We start from the raw sequence: 16,671 nt of genomic DNA on the forward strand, positions 1-16,671 counted from the left end.
ATCTAGCTACGGTCGTTAGAAATCTCTGAAGAGGAATCGCGCACATGGCGTGTTTGGTTTGCGGTGCTCAGGAGGTCAAGCAGGCGCTGGACCTGGGAAGCCACCCGGTGGCGTCGTTCTTCCTGCCGGAGAGGGAGACGCCGGAACATGCCGTCGAACTGGTGCTCGGTCAATGTGCCACCTGCGGCACCATCCAGCTGATGAAACCCGTGTCGCATGAGGCGCTGATTCCGCCGTACGACTGGCTGTTCGCGCGCGAGCCGGAAGAGCATCTTGACCAGGCGGTCGAGCAGATCGTGGCGCTTCCCGGGGTGGCAACGGACAGCGTGATCGGGGCGCTGACATCGAAGGATGACACCACGATCGACCGGTTTCGCCGCAACGGGTTCGAACGAACCTGGCGGGTCACGCTCGACGGCGATCTTGGCCTCACCAACCCCGCCTGCGGCATCGAGACGGTCCAGAAACTGACCACACCTGAGCGCATGGCCGCGATCGCAGACAGGCGCGGTGCTGCCGATGTCTTGATCGTCCGCCACATTCTCGAACATGCCGAAAACCTGCATGATTTCGTCGGCGGCATCGCGGCGCTGGTCAAGCCCGGCGGCATCGTCATGGTGGAAATTCCGGACTGTACCAACAGCCTGCGGCTGCACGACTACTGCATGCCCTGGGAGGAGCATTCGCTCTACTTCACGCCCGAGACCTTCGCGCCGGTCCTGACCATGGGCGGCTTTGAGCCCATCCGCATGGATGTGTTCCCCCTGCCCTTCGAGAATTCTATCGTGCAGTTGGCGCGCAAGGTCGGCCTCCCCGGTCCGGTCAAGCGAGATCAACCGCCCGATGCGAGCCAGTTGCAGCTGCTCGAAAGCTACGCCGCCGATTTCGAGCCCACGCGTCGCGAACTGCGCGCGAAGCTCGCCAAGTTCCGCGCCGAGCAAGGCCCGATCGCCTTGTTCGGTGCCGGCCATCTCGCCTGCGCCTTCGCCAACTTCCTGGGCGTTGCCGACCTGATCGACTTCGTGGCCGACGACACGCCGCAGAAGATCGGCAAATATCTGCCCGGCGCGCGCCTGCCGATCCTCCCCTCCGCGGCGCTGGCTGAACGCGGCATCAAGCTGTGCCTGCTGGCTCTCTCGGTCAGCAGCGAGGACCGGGTGATCGAGCGCAACAGCGCTGTGAGCGCGGCCGGCGGCAAGTTCGCCTCGATCTTGCGGGCGAGCCCGCGCTCAATCTTCTCGCTGGCGCTCTGATCCGCTTGAAGCGACGTTCGTGTCAGCGCCGCGCGTGCCGCGCGCGGCGGAACCAGGCCGTCCTGGCGAGCGCCCACAGCGACATCGGCCGCTCCTGCAGGACGAACCAGGCGAGAGCGATCATGCGTCCGGCGGCTCCGTCCAAAGCTGCGGCGAAATTGAGCGCGATCGGGCCGAGCGGCCCGCGCGCCAGTTGCAGGAGCGTGGCTTTCCGCATCGGCTGCGCGGAAATGGCGATGCGCGCTAATCCGAAGCGCCAGCGCCGCTCGAACAGCTTCGGATACCAGATTGGGAACGCCGGATCGGCCTTCATTCGCGCGATCGACTGGTTCATCACCTCGAAGCTGCGCGAGAGATCCGCCGCTTCCGAGCGCGAATAGCCCGACGGACTGATTTTCCAGGTCATGCCGACCGTTGGGCTAAAGCAGAAGCCATGCCGCAGGGCCAATTGCTTGAATAGAAGGCCGTCCGCGAATGACCGCAGCACGGGATCGAACCCGCCGGCATCGATGATGGCCGCACGTCGCACCACTGCCGTCCCGGCAAGCAGCCAATTGTCGGCGTAGCGCAGCAAGGCCGCGACCTCGCCCGGCCCGAGATAGGCCGCCTCGTAAGCCGGCACGATCGGCGGCCTGGGCTGCGCGCTGTCGGGGCGCGTCACGTCGACGGCGAGCCCTTCGGTACAGGCCAGCACCGCCTCGGGACGGCGCTCCAGAGCGGACAGAGTGGCCTTGAACAGCCCCGGATGCGTGAAATCGTCGGCAGCGCCAAAATTGATGAAGATGCCGCGAGCAGCCTGCAAGCCGCGGTTCAGCGCCGCGACCGTGCCCTGGTTCTTCTCCTGCGCCAGAACCCGCAGGGTCGGAAACTCCGACGCCAGCGCGGACAGCCTCGCCAGGCTGTCATCGGTCGAGCCGTCGTCGATAACGATGATCTCGTCCGGCGCCGGCTCCTGTTGCGCAAAGGCGCGGATAGCATCGCCGACCAGCGAACCATGATTATAGTTCGGAATGACGACCGAGAGCCGCACCGAATCCGTTGACGGACGCTCGATGGCGGTGATCGGTGGTTCTGCCTGCGGCGAGTTGGTGGCGCTCATTCGAAGAAGATGAACTCGTGGTCGCCGGTGTAGCCGGAGCGCTTGAATTCGAAGGCCCATTCCTCGGGGGTGTGGAAGATGCGGCAGGTGAGCTGCCAGTACATCAGGTTCACCTTCTCGCGCTCGTTGCGGTAGCCCTCGACGCAGAGATATTTGGCGCCGCGGCTGACGCGCTCCATCTCGCGCAGGGCGGCATCGAGATCGTAGTTGTAGAGGTTGTGCAGCGTGTTGATCGAGATGACCAGATCGAAGTGCTTGTCGGGGTAGGGCAGCTTGGCCGCGGTGCCGACCTGGCAGAACGGCTTCACGCTCTCCATCGTGTGCTCGATGCCGTAGGAGGAGACGTCGATGCCGGCGACCTCGAGATCCGGGATGGCTTCGCGGAAATCGTGCAGGATGAAGCCCTTGCCGGAACCGACGTCGAGCACGCGCATGCCGGGCTTGATGCCATAGGTCGCGATCATCGCATCGGCGACCTTGCGCCAGCGGCCGTCATATTTGTAGCCGCCATAGCCGGTCTCGCGGCTGCCGTCCCAGTAGTCGTAGTCGTACTTGATCGCCATCTCCGCGACATCGGCCTTGTCGCGCTGGGTGACGCGCGCGAGATAGTCGCGCTTGGTCGATTTGTGGACGAGACTGACGAACTCGCGATAGGCCATGAAGATCTCCGGGCGTTACGATGTCGGTTAGTCGGATGTGGCGCCGATGAGGTCGAGCTTGGCGTCGGCCTTGGCGAGCTGCGCGGCGCAACGCTGCGCCCAGGCGCCTGTGTCGGCGAAGGCGCGCCTGGTGGCGCCGAGCGGCAGGAAGTCGTTCAGGATGATGCAGGTCCATTTGACCTGGTAGGCGTCGAGCAAGAGCCGGCAGCGCGCGACGCTGGCCGCGTCCAGTCCGAGGCCGTCCGTGAGCCGGTCGATGAAATGCTCGTGCACCGCCAGCGGCACCGGCACCTCCGGCTGGCAGAAGAAGTCGGAGACGAGCTTGGCCGGGTCGTCGCGGCCGGCATATTCGAAATCGAGGAAGGTGAGCTTATCAGCGTCGTCGATCAGAGCGTTATGGAAGCCGAAATCCGACGGCGACAGGCAGACCTGATCGGCTGGGATGGCGGCTTCCAAGGCAAGCCCTTCGGCCGCGGCGCCGCGCAGAATGGCCGCCTTCACCTCTGCCCAGGCCGGCTGCAGCCGTGCGGTCACGAACTGTCGGGCATCGGCCACGTGGGGCACGTCGCCATCGAGCGTCGCCAGCCGCGCCACCCGGCGCTCGACGGTGGCGAGGTGCTCGGCGAGGGAGAAGCAGGCCTCGGATCCGGCCGTCAGCGCCGGGCGGGGCGGAGCATTCACGGCGAGCACGAAGTCGATCGCGGCATCGACATGAACGGGCGCCAGCTCCGCGACCGTCAGCTTGCGTCCCTCGACGAAGCTGTACAGGCCAGCCTGTTCGGCGCGGTCGCAGGCCAGGGGCTCCGGCACGACACGGACCCCGTGCGACCAGGCATGGCTGATGAAACTCCATTCAGCGCCGAGCCGGTCGCGGGTATCACGGGCATCGGTGAAGTAACGCTTGAGCACGAGGGGACCGGCCTCGGTGTCGACGCGAAAGACCCGGTTGTTGCGGCCGCCGGCCAGCCGTGTCAGCGCGGTGGCGCCGGGCTTGCCGGCCTGCGCGGTGAGTCGCTGCGCCAGCGCCAGCAGGGCGGCATCGACGTCTGGACTGGCCTCAGCCGTGGTCACGGACGACATCCGCCGCGATCTCGGCCCAGGACATCAGGCGCTCGTAAGGCACGGCCTTGGCCGCGAACTGGTTGTCCGGATCGAACAGCACCTTGCGCATGCCCTCCGGGAATCCGGTCATCGCCAGGATCTCCGGCAGGTCGTCGACGAAAACCTCGCAGGCCAGCGCATGGGCGCGGGCGACCTTCTCGTCCTTGGTCAGCTCGAAGAACACCCGGTCCGGCGCGATCTGGCGGGGCGCTGATCCCATCAGGCCGCGGTCGGTCAGGAAGCCGCGCGCGGCGGCATGCATGTCGTGCTTCGGTCCGAGAATGGGGTGCCTGGTCTTATGGCTGACGATGAACAGGTCATGGCCGGCGGCACGGGCCGCATCGACGAACTCCGCGAAGCCGGGATAGGGCGACACCAGGTCCATGCGGGCGCCGTAGACATAGCCCTGCAGCTCGGTGAAATCGTCCTTGCGCCCGCTGCCGTTGAGATGGTCGCGGACGCTGTTCTTGTCGCGGCCGAGGTCGGCCGGGATCAGGCCGCGCTCCAGCGCGGCCGCATGAAACACGCCGTCATAGCAGGCGATCGTGTTGTCGAAGTCGATCCCGATCCGCATGGCCTGGACTTAACGCAGCGACATGTCGATCAGCGGACGGCCGACCTTGCCGGCCGCGAGATCCTGCAGCGCCTGGTCGGCCTGGGCGAGGCTGTAGGGCTTCGACAGGAGATCCCGCACCGGGAAGCGGCCGGAGCTCAGCAGCCGGCCGTAGCGCCCGTAATCGCGATCCGGGACGCTGTCGCCGCCCCAGGTGCCGAGCAGGCTCTTGCCCTGGTTGAAGACGCCCGGATTCAGCGTGAGCGCCGCGCCATGCTTGGCATTGCCGATCACGACCGCGCGGCCGCCCTGCTGGCGGGTCGAATTGATCGCCTGCTCCATCACGGCCGGAATGCCGGAGGATTCGACCGCGAGATCAACGCCCTGCGGCACGATCTTCTTGATCTCGGCCAGCACGTCGCCGCTGGCATCGATCACGTGAGTGGCGCCGTAGATCTGCGCCAGCGCGCGGCGGGTCGGGTTGGGGTCGATGCCGATCACCGGCATGGCGCCCGCGAGCGCCGCTGCCATCAGCGCGTTGAGGCCGATGCCGCCGGTGCCGAACACGGCGACGGCGTCGCCCGGCTGCACCTTGAGCACGTTGTAGACCGCGCCCATGCCGGTCGGCGCGGCGCAGCCGAGCAGCACCGCGACATCCATCGGCAGGTCGGGCGGCAGCAGGGTCAGGCGGTTCTCGCTGACGACTGCATGGCGCTGGAAGGTGGTGACGCCGCCGGCGTTGACCTTCTTGCCATCCCAGTCGTAGACGGCGCCGCCGGCCTCGATGCCCGTGCCCTTGATCCAGGACAGCACGACCTTGTCGCCGACCTTGACCTTGGTGACGGCGCTGCCGGCCTCGATCACCGTGCCGGTGCCCTCATGGCCCAGGCAGTGCGGCACCCATTTGTCCTCGCCCTTGTCGCCGCGCCACTCCATGACCTGCGTGCCGCAGGCGCCGGAATAGGCGATCTCGACCAGCACCTGGCCCGGCTTCAACGCGGGGGTCTCGATCTCGGCCAGCACGAGCGGTTGGCCGGTCTGGACCAGGAGGGCAGCTTGAGTCTTCATGTGATGTCTCAGCTCAACGCGTGGATGATCTTGTCCGCGATCTGGTGGCCGGTCAGTCCCAGCACCTCGCGGGCATATTCCTGTTCGCCTGATTTCTTGAAGAAGGCGTCCGGCGTGCCGAAGCGCAGGAATTTCTGGTGCTTCGTCTCGGTATCGGCGAGCCATTCGGAGACGGCGGAGCCGAAGCCGCCGATCAGCGAATGCTCCTCGATGGTCGCGACCAGCTTGAAGCGGCTGAAGGCCTGCTTGAGCTTGTCCTCATCCAGCGGCTTCACGGTGTGGAAGCTGACGACCTCGGCGGAGATGCCCTTCTCCTTCAACTTATGTGCCGCTTCAATGACTTCCGGCAGCATGTTGCCGGTGGAGAGCAGGCAGACGTCGGAGCCTTCCTCGATCGTGATCGCCTTGCCGATCTTGAAATCCGCGATGGGGCCCTTGTGAACGACCGGCTCACCCTTCTTGCCCATGCGGATGTAGACCGGGCGGTCCTGCTGCATCGCCGCGCGCAGCGCGCCGCGCACCTCGAAGGCATCGCCCGGGCAGATCACGACCATGTTCGGGATCGAGCGCAGGAACGAGATGTCCTCGCAGGCGTGGTGGGTCGGGCCGAGGCCGGAATAGGCGAGGCCGGCGCCGACCGCGACGATGGTCACGGGGACCTCGTGATAGCAGACGTCGGTGCGGATCTGCTCCAGGCAGCGCGTCGTCACGAACGGCGTGATGGTGTAGGCGACCGGGCGGAGGCCGTTCATGGCCATGCCGGCGGCGACGCCCATCATGTTGGCCTCGGCGACGCCGCAGTTGAAGAAGCGGCTGGGGTGCTTGTCCTTGAATTTGTCGAACAGGCGATTGCCGATGTCGCCCGAGAGCATGACGACGCGGCTGTCCTCGTTGCCGAGCTTGGTCAGTTCGTCAGCGAACGCGTTTCTCATGACAGGCCGAGCTCCTTGAACGACTTGACGACTTCCTCAGCGGTCGGGGCGCGATAGTGCCAGTTGTTGTCGTCCTCCATGAACGACACGCCCTTGCCCTTCACGGTGTGGGCGATCAGCGCCACCGGCTTGCCCGAGCCGTTCGGGATGTTCTGCATGGCTTCCGCCAGCGCGCCGACGTCATGGCCGTCGATCTCGTGGGCGTCCCAGCCGAACGCCGCCCATTTGTCGCGCAGCGGCGCCAGCATCAGGGTTTCGTTGGAGCGCGCGGTCGCCTGCCACTTGTTGTAGTCGACGACGACGCAGACATTCTCGAGCTTCTGCGCGGCGGCGAACATCGCCGCCTCCCACACCGAGCCCTCGTTGTTCTCGCCGTCCGAGAGCAGGGCGTAGACGCGGTAGTTCTCGCCCTTGATGCGGCCGGCCAGCGCCATGCCGCAGCCGAGCGGCAGGCCGTGGCCGAGCGAGCCGGTGGCCGCCTCGACGCCGGGCAACAGGTTCGCCGGCGGATGCTCGGCGAGCCGGCCGCCGTCCTGGCAGTAGGTGTCGAGCTCCTCGATCGGGAAGTAGCCCTTCATCGCCAGCGTCGCGAACAGCGCCGCGGCGGCATGACCCTTGGAGAGGATGAAGCGGTCGCGCAGCGGGTCGGTGGGATTCTTCGGGTCGATGTTCAGCACATGCCAATAGGCTGCGGTCATCGCATCGGCGCAGGACAGCGACGAGGCCAGATGCGCGGCCTGCGCCTTGTGCGACATCTCGATGATCTTGCCGCGCAGCTTCGCGGCCTGCGCCTTCAGGGCGGCAGCGTCAGGCTTGGCCGCCGGGCTCCGGACTGCAACGTTCATCGCGCTCTCCAGTCGCGCTTCCCAGGGAAGCGCAGGGATCGATCAGGGTTTATGTTCGTACTTGGTCGGCAGCTTGGCCATGACATCCTCGAAGCGTCGCGCCCAGGCGATGACGTCGTCGATGCCCTGTTCCAGCGAGAACGTGTCGCGCCAGCCGAGCTCGGTGCGCAGCTTGAAGCTGTCGAGCGTGTAGGCGGTGTCCTTGCCGGGGCGCTCCGGTCCGATCTCGACGCAATCCTCGAACGACTTGCCGAGGCGGGCCAGGATCATCTCGACCAGGGTGCGGATCGAGACCAACTCGTAGCCCGAGATGTGATAGGTCTCGCCGAGCTTGCCGCTGCGTCCGATCTTCACCGTCGCATCCGACACGTCGGTCATGTGGATGAAGACGCGGATCGACTTGCCGCCGCCGTCAAGCCGCAGCTTCTGCCCGGTCATCGCGGCCACGATGGTGCGCGGCACGATGCGGTAGAGCTGCTGGCCCGGGCCGTAGACGTTGGCCGCACGGGTGAAGACCACGGGGAACTGGTAGTTGGCGAAATAGGTGCGCAGGCTCATGTCGCCGGCCGCGCGCGACACCGCGTAGGGCGTCGACGGGTTGAAGGCTGCGTCCTCGCGCACCCAGCCCTCGGTCGAGCCGTAGACCTCGGGCGTCGTGACGTGGACGTAGCGGTCGAGGCCGTCATAGTTGCGCAGGATGTCGTGCAGCCGGACCGCGGAGACGACGTTGGTCGTCATCCAGTGGTCTGGATGCAGCCAGCTCTCGCCGACCATGCTCTGGGCCGCGAAGTTCACGACGTGAGTCGGTCGCTCCGAGGCCAGCAGCGCCTTGAGCGCATCGAGATCGTGATTGAGATCGACGCGCAGGAAGCGGACCTTGCCGGGACGTTTCTGCCATTTGTACGGCAGGAAGGCGTCATGCGGCTCGTCCGAGCGGCTGGTCGCGATCACGTCGTGACCGGCCGCGGCCAGGAAGTCGACGAAGGTTGCGCCCGAGAAGGAGTTCGAGCCGAGGATCAGGTACTTTTCGTTCGCAGCCATCGTCCCTGTCCGTCAGACCTCGCGCGTCGTGATGATGTCGCCGCGCTGGGCGTACAGCCACTGCATGATCATGTGGCCGATCACCATCTGCGCGTCCTCGGCGATCTGCATGTCGTCGACCGCGAAATGGATCGGCACGTCGGCGAGGGCCTTGGCCTTGCCGCCGGAGAAGCCCAGCACGGCATAGCTGGTCATGCCGATCTTCTTGCCTTCTTCCAGCGCCTTCAGGATGTTCGGCGAGTTGCCGGAGCCGGAGAAGGTGATCAGCACGTCGCCCTTGCGCGCGAGCACCGCGAGCTGCAGCGAGAACACCTGGTCATAGCCTTCGTCATTGGCGAGGCAGGTGATCACGGATGGGTTCGACGACAGCGAGTGCACGCGCAGACCCGAGCCTGGAGTCTTCGACAGCGCGTAGAGGAAATCGTTGGCGAGGTGGTTGGCGTTGCCACCGCTGCCGCCATTGCCGCAGAAGAACACCTGCCGGCCGGTCTGCCAGCAGTCGCGCAGATCATAGGCGAGCTTCTCGACCGGGCTCCAGTCGAAATCCTTCAGCACGGTGCTGAAGCGGCTGGTGTAGTCGGCGAACAGGCTGCCGGGGGTCTTGAAGGCCAGGACGTTCATTTCACGACCTCCTTCTCCATCCATTTCAGATTGTACCAGCGATCGTCGTTCTTGAGCTGGCCCTGCGAGTACATGCCGATGATCTCCTTGATCGCGTCTTCCACCGTCTTCTTCGGGCGGAAGCCGGTCGCGAGCAGGCGATCGGAGTTGACGCGATAGCTGCGCGGGTCGTTCGAGGGCGTCACGATGACCTCAGCCGGCACGTGCTTGGTGACCAGATTGGCGATGTCGAGGATCGAGATGTTCTCGAAGCCCGCATTATAGATCCCGGTGTGCTCAGGATGATCGAGCAGGAAGAGATAAAGATCGGTGATGTCGTCGATGTGGATGTTCGGCCGAGTCTGGTCGCCACCGAACACGGTGATGCGGCCGTTCATCAGCGCCTGCATCGTCAGCATGTTGACGGAGACGTCGAGCCGCTGGCGCGGAGAGTAGCCGCACACGGTCGCGGGACGGACGATCTGCACGACCATGTCGTCCTTGTAGGACAGCACGATGCGCTCGCCGCACATCTTGGTCTTGTTGTACTCGGAGATCGGCAGCAGCTCGAGATCCTCGGTGACCTGCTCCTCTTCCTTCACGCCGTAGACGCTGCCGGAGGACGCGTAGATGAAGCGCTTGATGCCGTGGCGATAGGCGCGGTCGGCGAGCTGCATCGTGGCGAGGCAGGAGATTTCCCAGGTCAGCTTGGGGTCGAGATCGCCGCAGGGGTCGTTGGCAACGCTGGAGAGATGGATGATGGCGTCGACCCCGGTCAGGTCGATCGCGTCGGGATTGCGGACGTCGCCCTGGACGACGGTGAGATCCGGATGCGGCTCGAGGAAATTGCCGAACCACATGATGTCGAACGCGACCACCTTGTGGCCGGCCTTCAAGAGCTTCGGCACGAGCACGCTGCCCTTGTAGCCGCACGCTCCGGTCACGAATATCTTCATCTGCCGATTCCCCGTCGCTCGCCTGTTGCTCACCCGATCTCGCCTTGGGCGCATCTGTCGACTATGGCAGGAAAACGCGATCGGCCCCAGCGACGACAGCCGCCCTCAACCGCCCCCACCATGGCGCGGCTTGTGCTTAAACTCCAAATGCGCCCGGCGCAAGCTTTCCGGGTTGCCGATATCCCGGTGATAACCTGCAGTTTCCACGCATAAAATTCGTCCCAAATAGTTCGGGATGATCTCGGTGGAGAGATCGACGACGGCTTTTCCGAGTGCTGCGATATCGTCGATCACCTCGGGTTCGAAAATATAGACCGCGCCATTGGCGAGGTTCCCAGGCGGGTTCGGGACTTTTTCGTGAAAGGCGATCACCCTGTTCTGGCAGTCCAATTCCAGAATGCCGCAGGAGCTCGGGTCGTCGGTTCGGAAAGCGAGCATCGACATGATGCAGCCGGCCGGCCGTTTGTCGTGCGCCGCGATCAGGCCAGCCACGTCGAAATCGGTCAGGTTGTCGGCGTGGGCGACCAGAAACGGGCGGCTCCCGAACCATTCCCGGTTGGCAATCACGGTGCCGCCGGTCCCGAGCAACTCATCCTCGTGAACAAGATCGATGCGGGAGCGCCAGGGCGACTGCGCCACGTGGGCGCGGACCTGATCCGCAAGCCAATGGGTATTGAGCAACGCGCGTTCGATGCCGCCCACGAAGACCAGATCGAGCCAATAGTCGAGCAGCGGACGATCGTGCACCGTAACCAGGCATTTTGGCGTGGTGTTCGTCAAAGGTCGCAACCGACTGCCGATTCCGGCCGCAAGAAGGAGCGCGCGCATCAGAGCATCCGTCACTCGTGGCTGAAGCCAGCCTCGTCGATTTCGCGCACCAGCTCTGCCGTCGTCAGTGGCAGGTTGCCGACGCGGGAGACCTGCAAGGCCGCCGCCAGCGAGCCGAGATAGGACGCCTGCCAGATGTCCGCGCCCGCGCGCAGGCCCATCGACGATGCCATGAAGAAGCTGTCGCCAGCACCGGACACGTCCTTCGGCGACGGATTGAAGGCGGGCAGGCGATCCGAGGTGAAGGTGCCGTCTGCCATCGTATTGATCAGCGCACCTTCCGCGCCGAGCGTGACGACGAGGTTTTTGGTGCAGGCGCGCTCGACCAGCCGCTCGCTGATGACCGCGAGCCCCGAGATGAAATCGTTGAGTGCGACACGCGCCTCGCGCTCGGTCGGCGTCAGCAGGGTCATACCCTTGAAACGCGAGACGTCGCCGGCCTGCGACGACACCTGGCTGTCGGCGGCCATCATGACGCCTCGGGATCGCGCCTGATCGGCGATCGCATCCACCAAATCCTGCGGCAGGCAGCCGTAGTTGAAGCAGGAGAACAACAGCAGATCGCTGGTCTTGAGCGCCCGCTCGACAGCAGCCAGCATCTGCTTCTGGATTTCCCCATCGGCTGCGTGCTGCCGCAGATGATTGACCCGCAGCAGTGTCTTGTTCAACGCACGGAAACGCTGCTTGCGGGTCGTCGGCCGGCTCGAATCTGTAAAATGGTTGAAGTGGACGCCATGCTGCTCCAACGTATTGCGCGCGAAGCGGGCTGCCTCGTCGTCGCCGACGAGGGTGAAAAAATTAACGTCCGCGCCGAGGCCATGCGCGTGGGCCGCAACAGCGCCGGCACCTCCGACGAAGGTGCGCGTCATCAGCGGCGTCACCACGATGGTCGGATCCTCCTGTGACATGCCGACGGCATCGCAGGTGACATATTCGTCGACGATCAGATCGCCAATCACGGTCACGCACATGCCGGCTAGCTTGCCGAGCAGCCCCTTCAGCTGCGAGATGTCGAATCCGTGTCGCCTGGGGAATTCCAGCGGCTTGCGGACCGTCGAGATGTCTACATTCGCGTCGCGCTCGAGGAGCGACAGTGAGGTGAAACGCAACTCACCTGACGAGAACAGCAGCCGCCCGCCATAAGCATCGACGACCTCTTCCTCGGGATTGAAACGACCCTCAAACTCCTTGCCCTTTACGACAACGGACGGCTGGAGCTGGCGGATGAAGGTCATCGCCTCGGTCGTCAAGCGCACGACATGATGCACAAACGAGATCGAGCGCACGTTTTCAAGGCGCATTTCCTGCGCCAACGTCACGCCGGGTGCAGAATCGGGATTGACCCCCACAACGAGAACATCAGCCTGCTCGGCAGCGAACTTCAAAAGCCGCAAATGCCCTGGGTGCACGACGTTGAAGTTACCGGACACAAAGGCAAGGGTCTGCCCAGGCTCACAGGCCGCCCGAATCACCTGGCCAGCCTGTTCAACCTGGTCCGTATCAATCAACTGAGTCAAGAAACCGTCTCCACCGGCCCACGCAACCCGCACGGCGCCAAGTCCCTGCGGCGCCAGCGCGCTGCTGTCAACATCGCATAGCCCAACTCGGCAACAGATAGAAGCACCAAACACCACTGCTCGCCATACGAGCGTCCGAATTCTCGTAGGGCAGCGAAAGATTTGGAGTTAATGAGTTGAAAGCGAGATCTTTTCTTGCCTCAACTCGACGGAACAGGAGCCCGCCCGATCCAAGCGTCACCGGATCCACAAAGATCAAAGCGGTGCCCGTCCAATGCGAGTCAGTGATCCAACCGCCGAGTCGGTGCGCCCCGCAGCATGACCTAACCGATCACGGGACAGCCTGTAGACGCCTCGTGGCAACGCGGCCATGCACCTGAATCCCCTTCCGTGAGTGCGCACTTTTGTTGCACCGAACCGCCGGCAGAACTGCAAGTCGCCCCCCCCCCCGCATCGACTGTCAACTTCGCCGATGCATTGGGCGAGGGGCTCAACCCGATTCACCTTCGCCCCCGCTGCCCTTCGATTTAGATCAGCGCTCGAAAGACAAAAGAAATCAGTCTTTTCAAGGATCCTGAGCCCTGGTTGCCCCTCCATGAGAAATGGCCTATAGAGCCCCCCGCACCATAAAGGGCGAAAAAGCGCGGTGGGCATGACGACGGCAGGTTTGGACCGACCAATTGACAAGCCCATTGCGGAACGCGATATTCGCCGGGTGACTTATTTCGGCGCTGGGCGATCGCAGAGTTCGGCAGCGCTCGATGACTTGCTGGCCGGATTTCGACTCTGGCATCTGTGGATTTCGCTGGCCTCGTTGGACGTCAAGCAACGCTATCGCCGCGCTGTTCTCGGGCCGTTTTGGATCACGATCAGTATGTCCATCCTGGTGCTGACGCTCGGCACTGTTTACGCGGGGCTGTTCAAGCAGGATGTTCGCTCCTTTCTTCCGTACGTGGCTGCCGGCTTCATCGTTTGGAACTTCTGCACCGGCGTTATCAACGACAGTACGACGGCGTTCGTACAGGCCGAAGGGCTGATCAAACAAGGGGGCCTGCCGATCTCCCTACACATCTTCCGCACGATCTTCCGGAACTTCATCATCAATGCGCACAATATTGTGGTAATGCTGCTTCTTTACGTCTGGCAGCCGTCGCTGTTGAACTGGCATCTGCTGTTGATCATTCCCGGACTTGCCCTGATGCTATTGAACTTCGCCTGGGGAGCGATCGTGATCGCGGTGTTGTGCACCCGCTTCCGCGATCTGCCGCCGATTATCGGAAACATCTTGCAGATCCTGTTCTTTGTCACGCCGGTCATGTACCGGCCCGAAACGTTGCCGTCGCATCTAAGCCTGTTCGTTCAGCTCAACCCATTCTACTACTTGATGGAGGCGGTGCGGTCACCGCTGCTCGGGAGCTTTCCTCCCGGTCATGCCTACCTCGCTCTCATCCTGATTTTCGTCATGGGCTCACTGCTGACGTTCCGTTTCTACGCGCGGACGCGAGGCCGTATCGCTTACTGGCTCTAGGACAGTTTCATGTTGAGGCCCGGCAGTTCTGCGCGCTTTCCGAGTTCTGTGACGTTCGAGCACGTCTCCATCGAGTTTCCGATCTATTCGGCGCATGGGCGTTCGGTCAAGCGCTCCATGTTGCAATACACGACCGGCGGCCGGATTGGCGTTGGGTCCGATCAGCGCATCGTCGTGTCATCGGTCAATGATGTGTCGCTGATGGCCGAGCACGGCGAACGGATCGGTTTGATTGGTCACAACGGCGCGGGAAAGTCGACCATGCTGCGCGCCGTATCGGGCGTTTACGAGCCGGTCCGCGGTTCTATCACTGTCTGCGGCCGGGTTGCCTCGCTGATCGATCTAACGTTGGGAATGGATTTGGAAGCCAGCGGCTACGAAAACATTCGGATCCGGTGCATGCTGCTCGGGTTGAGTTCCGAGGAAATCGCCCATCAGATCGACGACATTGCCGAAGTGACCGAGCTAGGTGATTTCCTGGAAATGCCTATCCGCACCTACTCCAGCGGCATGATGCTACGACTCGCCTTCGCGATATCGACTTCGATTACCCCCGACATTCTGCTGATGGACGAATGGATCGGAGCCGGCGACGCCTCGTTCATGAAGAAGGCCCAGGCACGCCTGCAGGACCTGCTAGGCCGAACCGGTATTCTGTTTATTGCGTCGCATTCCGAAGAGATTGTGAAGAACAATTGCACCCGGGCGATCTGGCTGGAGAAGGGCGCGATTCGCGTGGACGGTACTCCGGCCGAAGTGTGGCGCGAATATCAAGAGTGGAGCACACGATGAATTGTTGCTCGCATTCGGCTGCAGCAGCTATCGTCAAAAAAAGCAGCCGTGGCATGAAGCTTCAGAAATTCGCCCTGATCTCGCGGCGACGCGCCAACAGCAGAACCATCCGCATTTGTAGTATTCCGATCCCGAAGCTTGCAACAAGTCTGGCGCAAAGCGGGAATTCGGAATCTGAGCACCAGGCCCAATTGGCCCCAAGGGCATTATGACGACCGCCTCTCCTCGCAGCATATCAACCGATGCGGGTAGCGTCTCTTGGTCCAATTAACCGCTTGTTGTGATAGGATCGCATTTTGAAGTCCCCAGGCCCCGCCTCATCCTTCACAACTCCGGGGCTCGGTTTGCCGGTCGTTCCCCGCCATGTGGCTGCCCTTGACGGCGTCCGTTTCGTCGCGGCCTGTGCCGTCATGGTTTCGCACGCCACTTATCAGATCCATCCGCCCGGCGATTGGGACAACATGACGCTTGCCGTTTGGATGCTGACGCATCTGGCAAATGTCGGGATGACATTGTTCTTTGTCCTCAGCGGCTTCGTTATTCACTGGAACTACCGGCATAGCGTGCAGCGGCCAGGTGGCTTACGAGATTTTTTCGTTGCGCGCTGGTCCAGACTGTATCCGCTGTTCCTGATCGTCTTCGTGGTCGGATTTCTGTATGAGCTTGCAGCAAAGCAAGACCCCACGCCGCTGGCGAGATCGACACCTTTTTTCCTGACCTTCACCACCACCTGGTGGTTTTGGCGAGTCGATGACACGCGGTATATCTTTAGTGCGCTCTCCAATCCGCTTCTGGGGGTGATGTGGTCCCTCGCGACCGAGGCGCTCTTCTATGTTGCCTATCCATTCATTGCGCCTGCCGCAAACAGGCTGAGCAGATGGGGCGCCGTGACGGCGCTACTCGGAATCGGTGCCATCGGCGCGGTTATGGCGCTGGGATTCGTGAAATTTAGCGATCTGATCCTCAATTTGGGCGTCACCTACGCGAAGGTCGATCAGTCAAGCGGATCATCCTTCCTGTTCTGGCTGGGTTATCATTCGCCCCTGATGCGGCTGCCATCCTTCCTTATCGGCGTCGCGGCAGCTCAGTTGGTTCTTCTAGGAGGGCGCCCGCCTCGGGTATGGGCGGATGTTATTTTTGCGCTATGCGTGATCGGGATCGTGGCTCTTGAACAGATCCGATCGCTGTTCGCCATGGTCGACACATCGGCATGCGTGATCCTGTTCGCGGGCGTATGTCTCGCGGCCTCGACCGACAAATCTTGGGCCGCGCGACTCATGAGCCTACCGCTCATGGTTTGGGGCGGGCAGGCAAGCTATTCGCTTTACCTGCTGCATGACCCGGTCATTTGGGCGATCTCGCGATCGACGGCGCATTTGGGATTTCCGCTGCCCGTCCTCTGGGTGATCGTGGGTGTAGCTTCTGCCGTCCTAATATCGAGAGCCTGCTTCGTTTGGTTCGAAAGGCCCGCTCAGTCTCTGTTCAGGTCGTTCGGACGTATGCTGTTGCGAGTCCCGGACCCGAAGTTCTCGTAAGCAACCGGAAATCGTTGGCTGCGTTCGCCAGGTGAGTGCTCTGCTCGTCTCGCGCTTGTGCGGCTACCTTAAGGAGGCCGACCAGCGATCCTGGTCGACGTTGGGCCTAAGCTGGGCACGGTGATAAATGCCGATTGACACCCTTTGTGTCGGACTGCCAGGGAAATGCAGGATGGCGGTCCACATCAGTCCACCGTCTTCTCAACCATGCGCTGTTCACCTTCCCCTTCGCTCGGAAAACCGGAAAACCTGGTGATCTTGACCGTTAGGGCGTGACCTTGCCCCTCGGGCTTAATCCAGTTTGAAGTTCGTTCTGGCCCAACGAGGACCAGAGCATGAAGCGCAGCCGCTTTACGGAAGAGCA

Annotated in this window: 16 protein-coding genes; 4 read left to right on the forward strand and 12 right to left on the reverse strand. The window is 63.1% G+C overall.

Annotated features, from left to right (window positions below; translation table 11 throughout):
* Window positions 1-44 precede the first annotated feature (44 nt).
* Window positions 45-1,253: a methyltransferase domain-containing protein gene (locus tag QW881_RS28375; protein WP_315758408.1), complete on the forward strand. Its 1,209-nt coding sequence runs from the start codon at window positions 45-47 to the stop codon at window positions 1,251-1,253.
* Between the two features lie 22 nt (window positions 1,254-1,275).
* On the opposite strand, the gene QW881_RS28380 is transcribed toward QW881_RS28375, so the two are convergent.
* The 12 genes from QW881_RS28380 to QW881_RS28435 all read right to left on the reverse strand — a co-directional run bounded on the left by QW881_RS28380 (window position 1,276) and on the right by QW881_RS28435 (window position 12,452).
* Window positions 1,276-2,352: a glycosyltransferase family A protein gene (locus QW881_RS28380; protein WP_315758409.1), complete on the reverse strand. Its 1,077-nt coding sequence runs from the start codon at window positions 2,350-2,352 to the stop codon at window positions 1,276-1,278.
* Entirely contained in the window at window positions 2,349-3,011 is a 663-nt protein-coding gene (locus QW881_RS28385) for a class I SAM-dependent methyltransferase (protein WP_315712807.1), read from the reverse strand. Before QW881_RS28385 ends, QW881_RS28380 begins: the two co-directional genes overlap by 4 nt.
* Before the next feature lie 27 nt (window positions 3,012-3,038).
* A complete protein-coding gene (locus QW881_RS28390) occupies window positions 3,039-4,082 on the reverse strand; it encodes an aminoglycoside phosphotransferase family protein (RefSeq protein ID WP_315758410.1) in 1,044 nt (347 codons plus the stop codon).
* Window positions 4,069-4,686: a hypothetical protein gene (locus QW881_RS28395; protein ID WP_315758411.1), complete on the reverse strand. Its 618-nt coding sequence runs from the start codon at window positions 4,684-4,686 to the stop codon at window positions 4,069-4,071. The genes QW881_RS28390 and QW881_RS28395 overlap by 14 nt, the downstream gene beginning before the upstream one ends.
* A 9-nt stretch (window positions 4,687-4,695) precedes the next feature.
* Window positions 4,696-5,733 carry a zinc-binding dehydrogenase gene (locus QW881_RS28400; RefSeq protein WP_315753230.1) on the reverse strand — a complete coding sequence of 346 codons (1,038 nt, stop codon included), beginning with the start codon at window positions 5,731-5,733 and terminating at the stop codon, window positions 4,696-4,698.
* An 8-nt stretch (window positions 5,734-5,741) separates the two neighbouring features.
* Entirely contained in the window at window positions 5,742-6,665 is a 924-nt protein-coding gene (locus QW881_RS28405; RefSeq protein ID WP_315758412.1) for a transketolase family protein, read from the reverse strand.
* Window positions 6,662-7,510 carry a transketolase gene (locus QW881_RS28410; protein WP_315758413.1) on the reverse strand — a complete coding sequence of 283 codons (849 nt, stop codon included), beginning with the start codon at window positions 7,508-7,510 and terminating at the stop codon, window positions 6,662-6,664. Before QW881_RS28410 ends, QW881_RS28405 begins: the two co-directional genes overlap by 4 nt.
* Window positions 7,511-7,552: 42 nt before the next feature.
* Window positions 7,553-8,551 (reverse strand): NAD-dependent epimerase/dehydratase family protein, encoded by a 999-nt coding sequence (locus QW881_RS28415; protein ID WP_316159118.1) that lies wholly within the window; start codon window positions 8,549-8,551, stop codon window positions 7,553-7,555.
* A 12-nt stretch (window positions 8,552-8,563) separates the two neighbouring features.
* A complete protein-coding gene (locus QW881_RS28420; protein ID WP_315712798.1) occupies window positions 8,564-9,172 on the reverse strand; it encodes an SIS domain-containing protein in 609 nt (202 codons plus the stop codon).
* Entirely contained in the window at window positions 9,169-10,107 is a 939-nt protein-coding gene (locus QW881_RS28425; protein WP_315738896.1) for an SDR family oxidoreductase, read from the reverse strand. The genes QW881_RS28420 and QW881_RS28425 overlap by 4 nt, the downstream gene beginning before the upstream one ends.
* A gap of 105 nt (window positions 10,108-10,212) precedes the next feature.
* Window positions 10,213-10,935 carry a nucleotidyltransferase family protein gene (locus QW881_RS28430; RefSeq protein ID WP_315758415.1) on the reverse strand — a complete coding sequence of 241 codons (723 nt, stop codon included), beginning with the start codon at window positions 10,933-10,935 and terminating at the stop codon, window positions 10,213-10,215.
* Window positions 10,936-10,946: 11 nt separating this feature from the next.
* Window positions 10,947-12,452, reverse strand: a complete 1,506-nt coding sequence (locus QW881_RS28435; RefSeq protein ID WP_315758417.1) for a PfkB family carbohydrate kinase — start codon at window positions 12,450-12,452, stop codon at window positions 10,947-10,949.
* A gap of 652 nt (window positions 12,453-13,104) precedes the next feature.
* Here QW881_RS28435 and QW881_RS28440 point away from each other — a divergent pair.
* The 3 genes from QW881_RS28440 (at window position 13,105) to QW881_RS28450 (ending at window position 16,307) form a co-directional block, all read left to right on the forward strand.
* Complete coding sequence (locus tag QW881_RS28440; protein ID WP_315758428.1) at window positions 13,105-13,980, forward strand: ABC transporter permease; 876 nt, start codon at window positions 13,105-13,107, stop codon at window positions 13,978-13,980.
* A gap of 9 nt (window positions 13,981-13,989) precedes the next feature.
* Entirely contained in the window at window positions 13,990-14,772 is a 783-nt protein-coding gene (locus tag QW881_RS28445; protein WP_315758418.1) for an ABC transporter ATP-binding protein, read from the forward strand.
* A 344-nt stretch (window positions 14,773-15,116) separates the two neighbouring features.
* Complete coding sequence (locus QW881_RS28450) at window positions 15,117-16,307, forward strand: acyltransferase (protein ID WP_315758419.1); 1,191 nt, start codon at window positions 15,117-15,119, stop codon at window positions 16,305-16,307.
* Window positions 16,308-16,671: the final 364 nt, after the last annotated feature.

It is taken from the genome of Bradyrhizobium sp. SZCCHNS3016 (assembly GCF_032484535.1).
Lineage (GTDB): Bacteria > Pseudomonadota > Alphaproteobacteria > Rhizobiales > Xanthobacteraceae > Bradyrhizobium.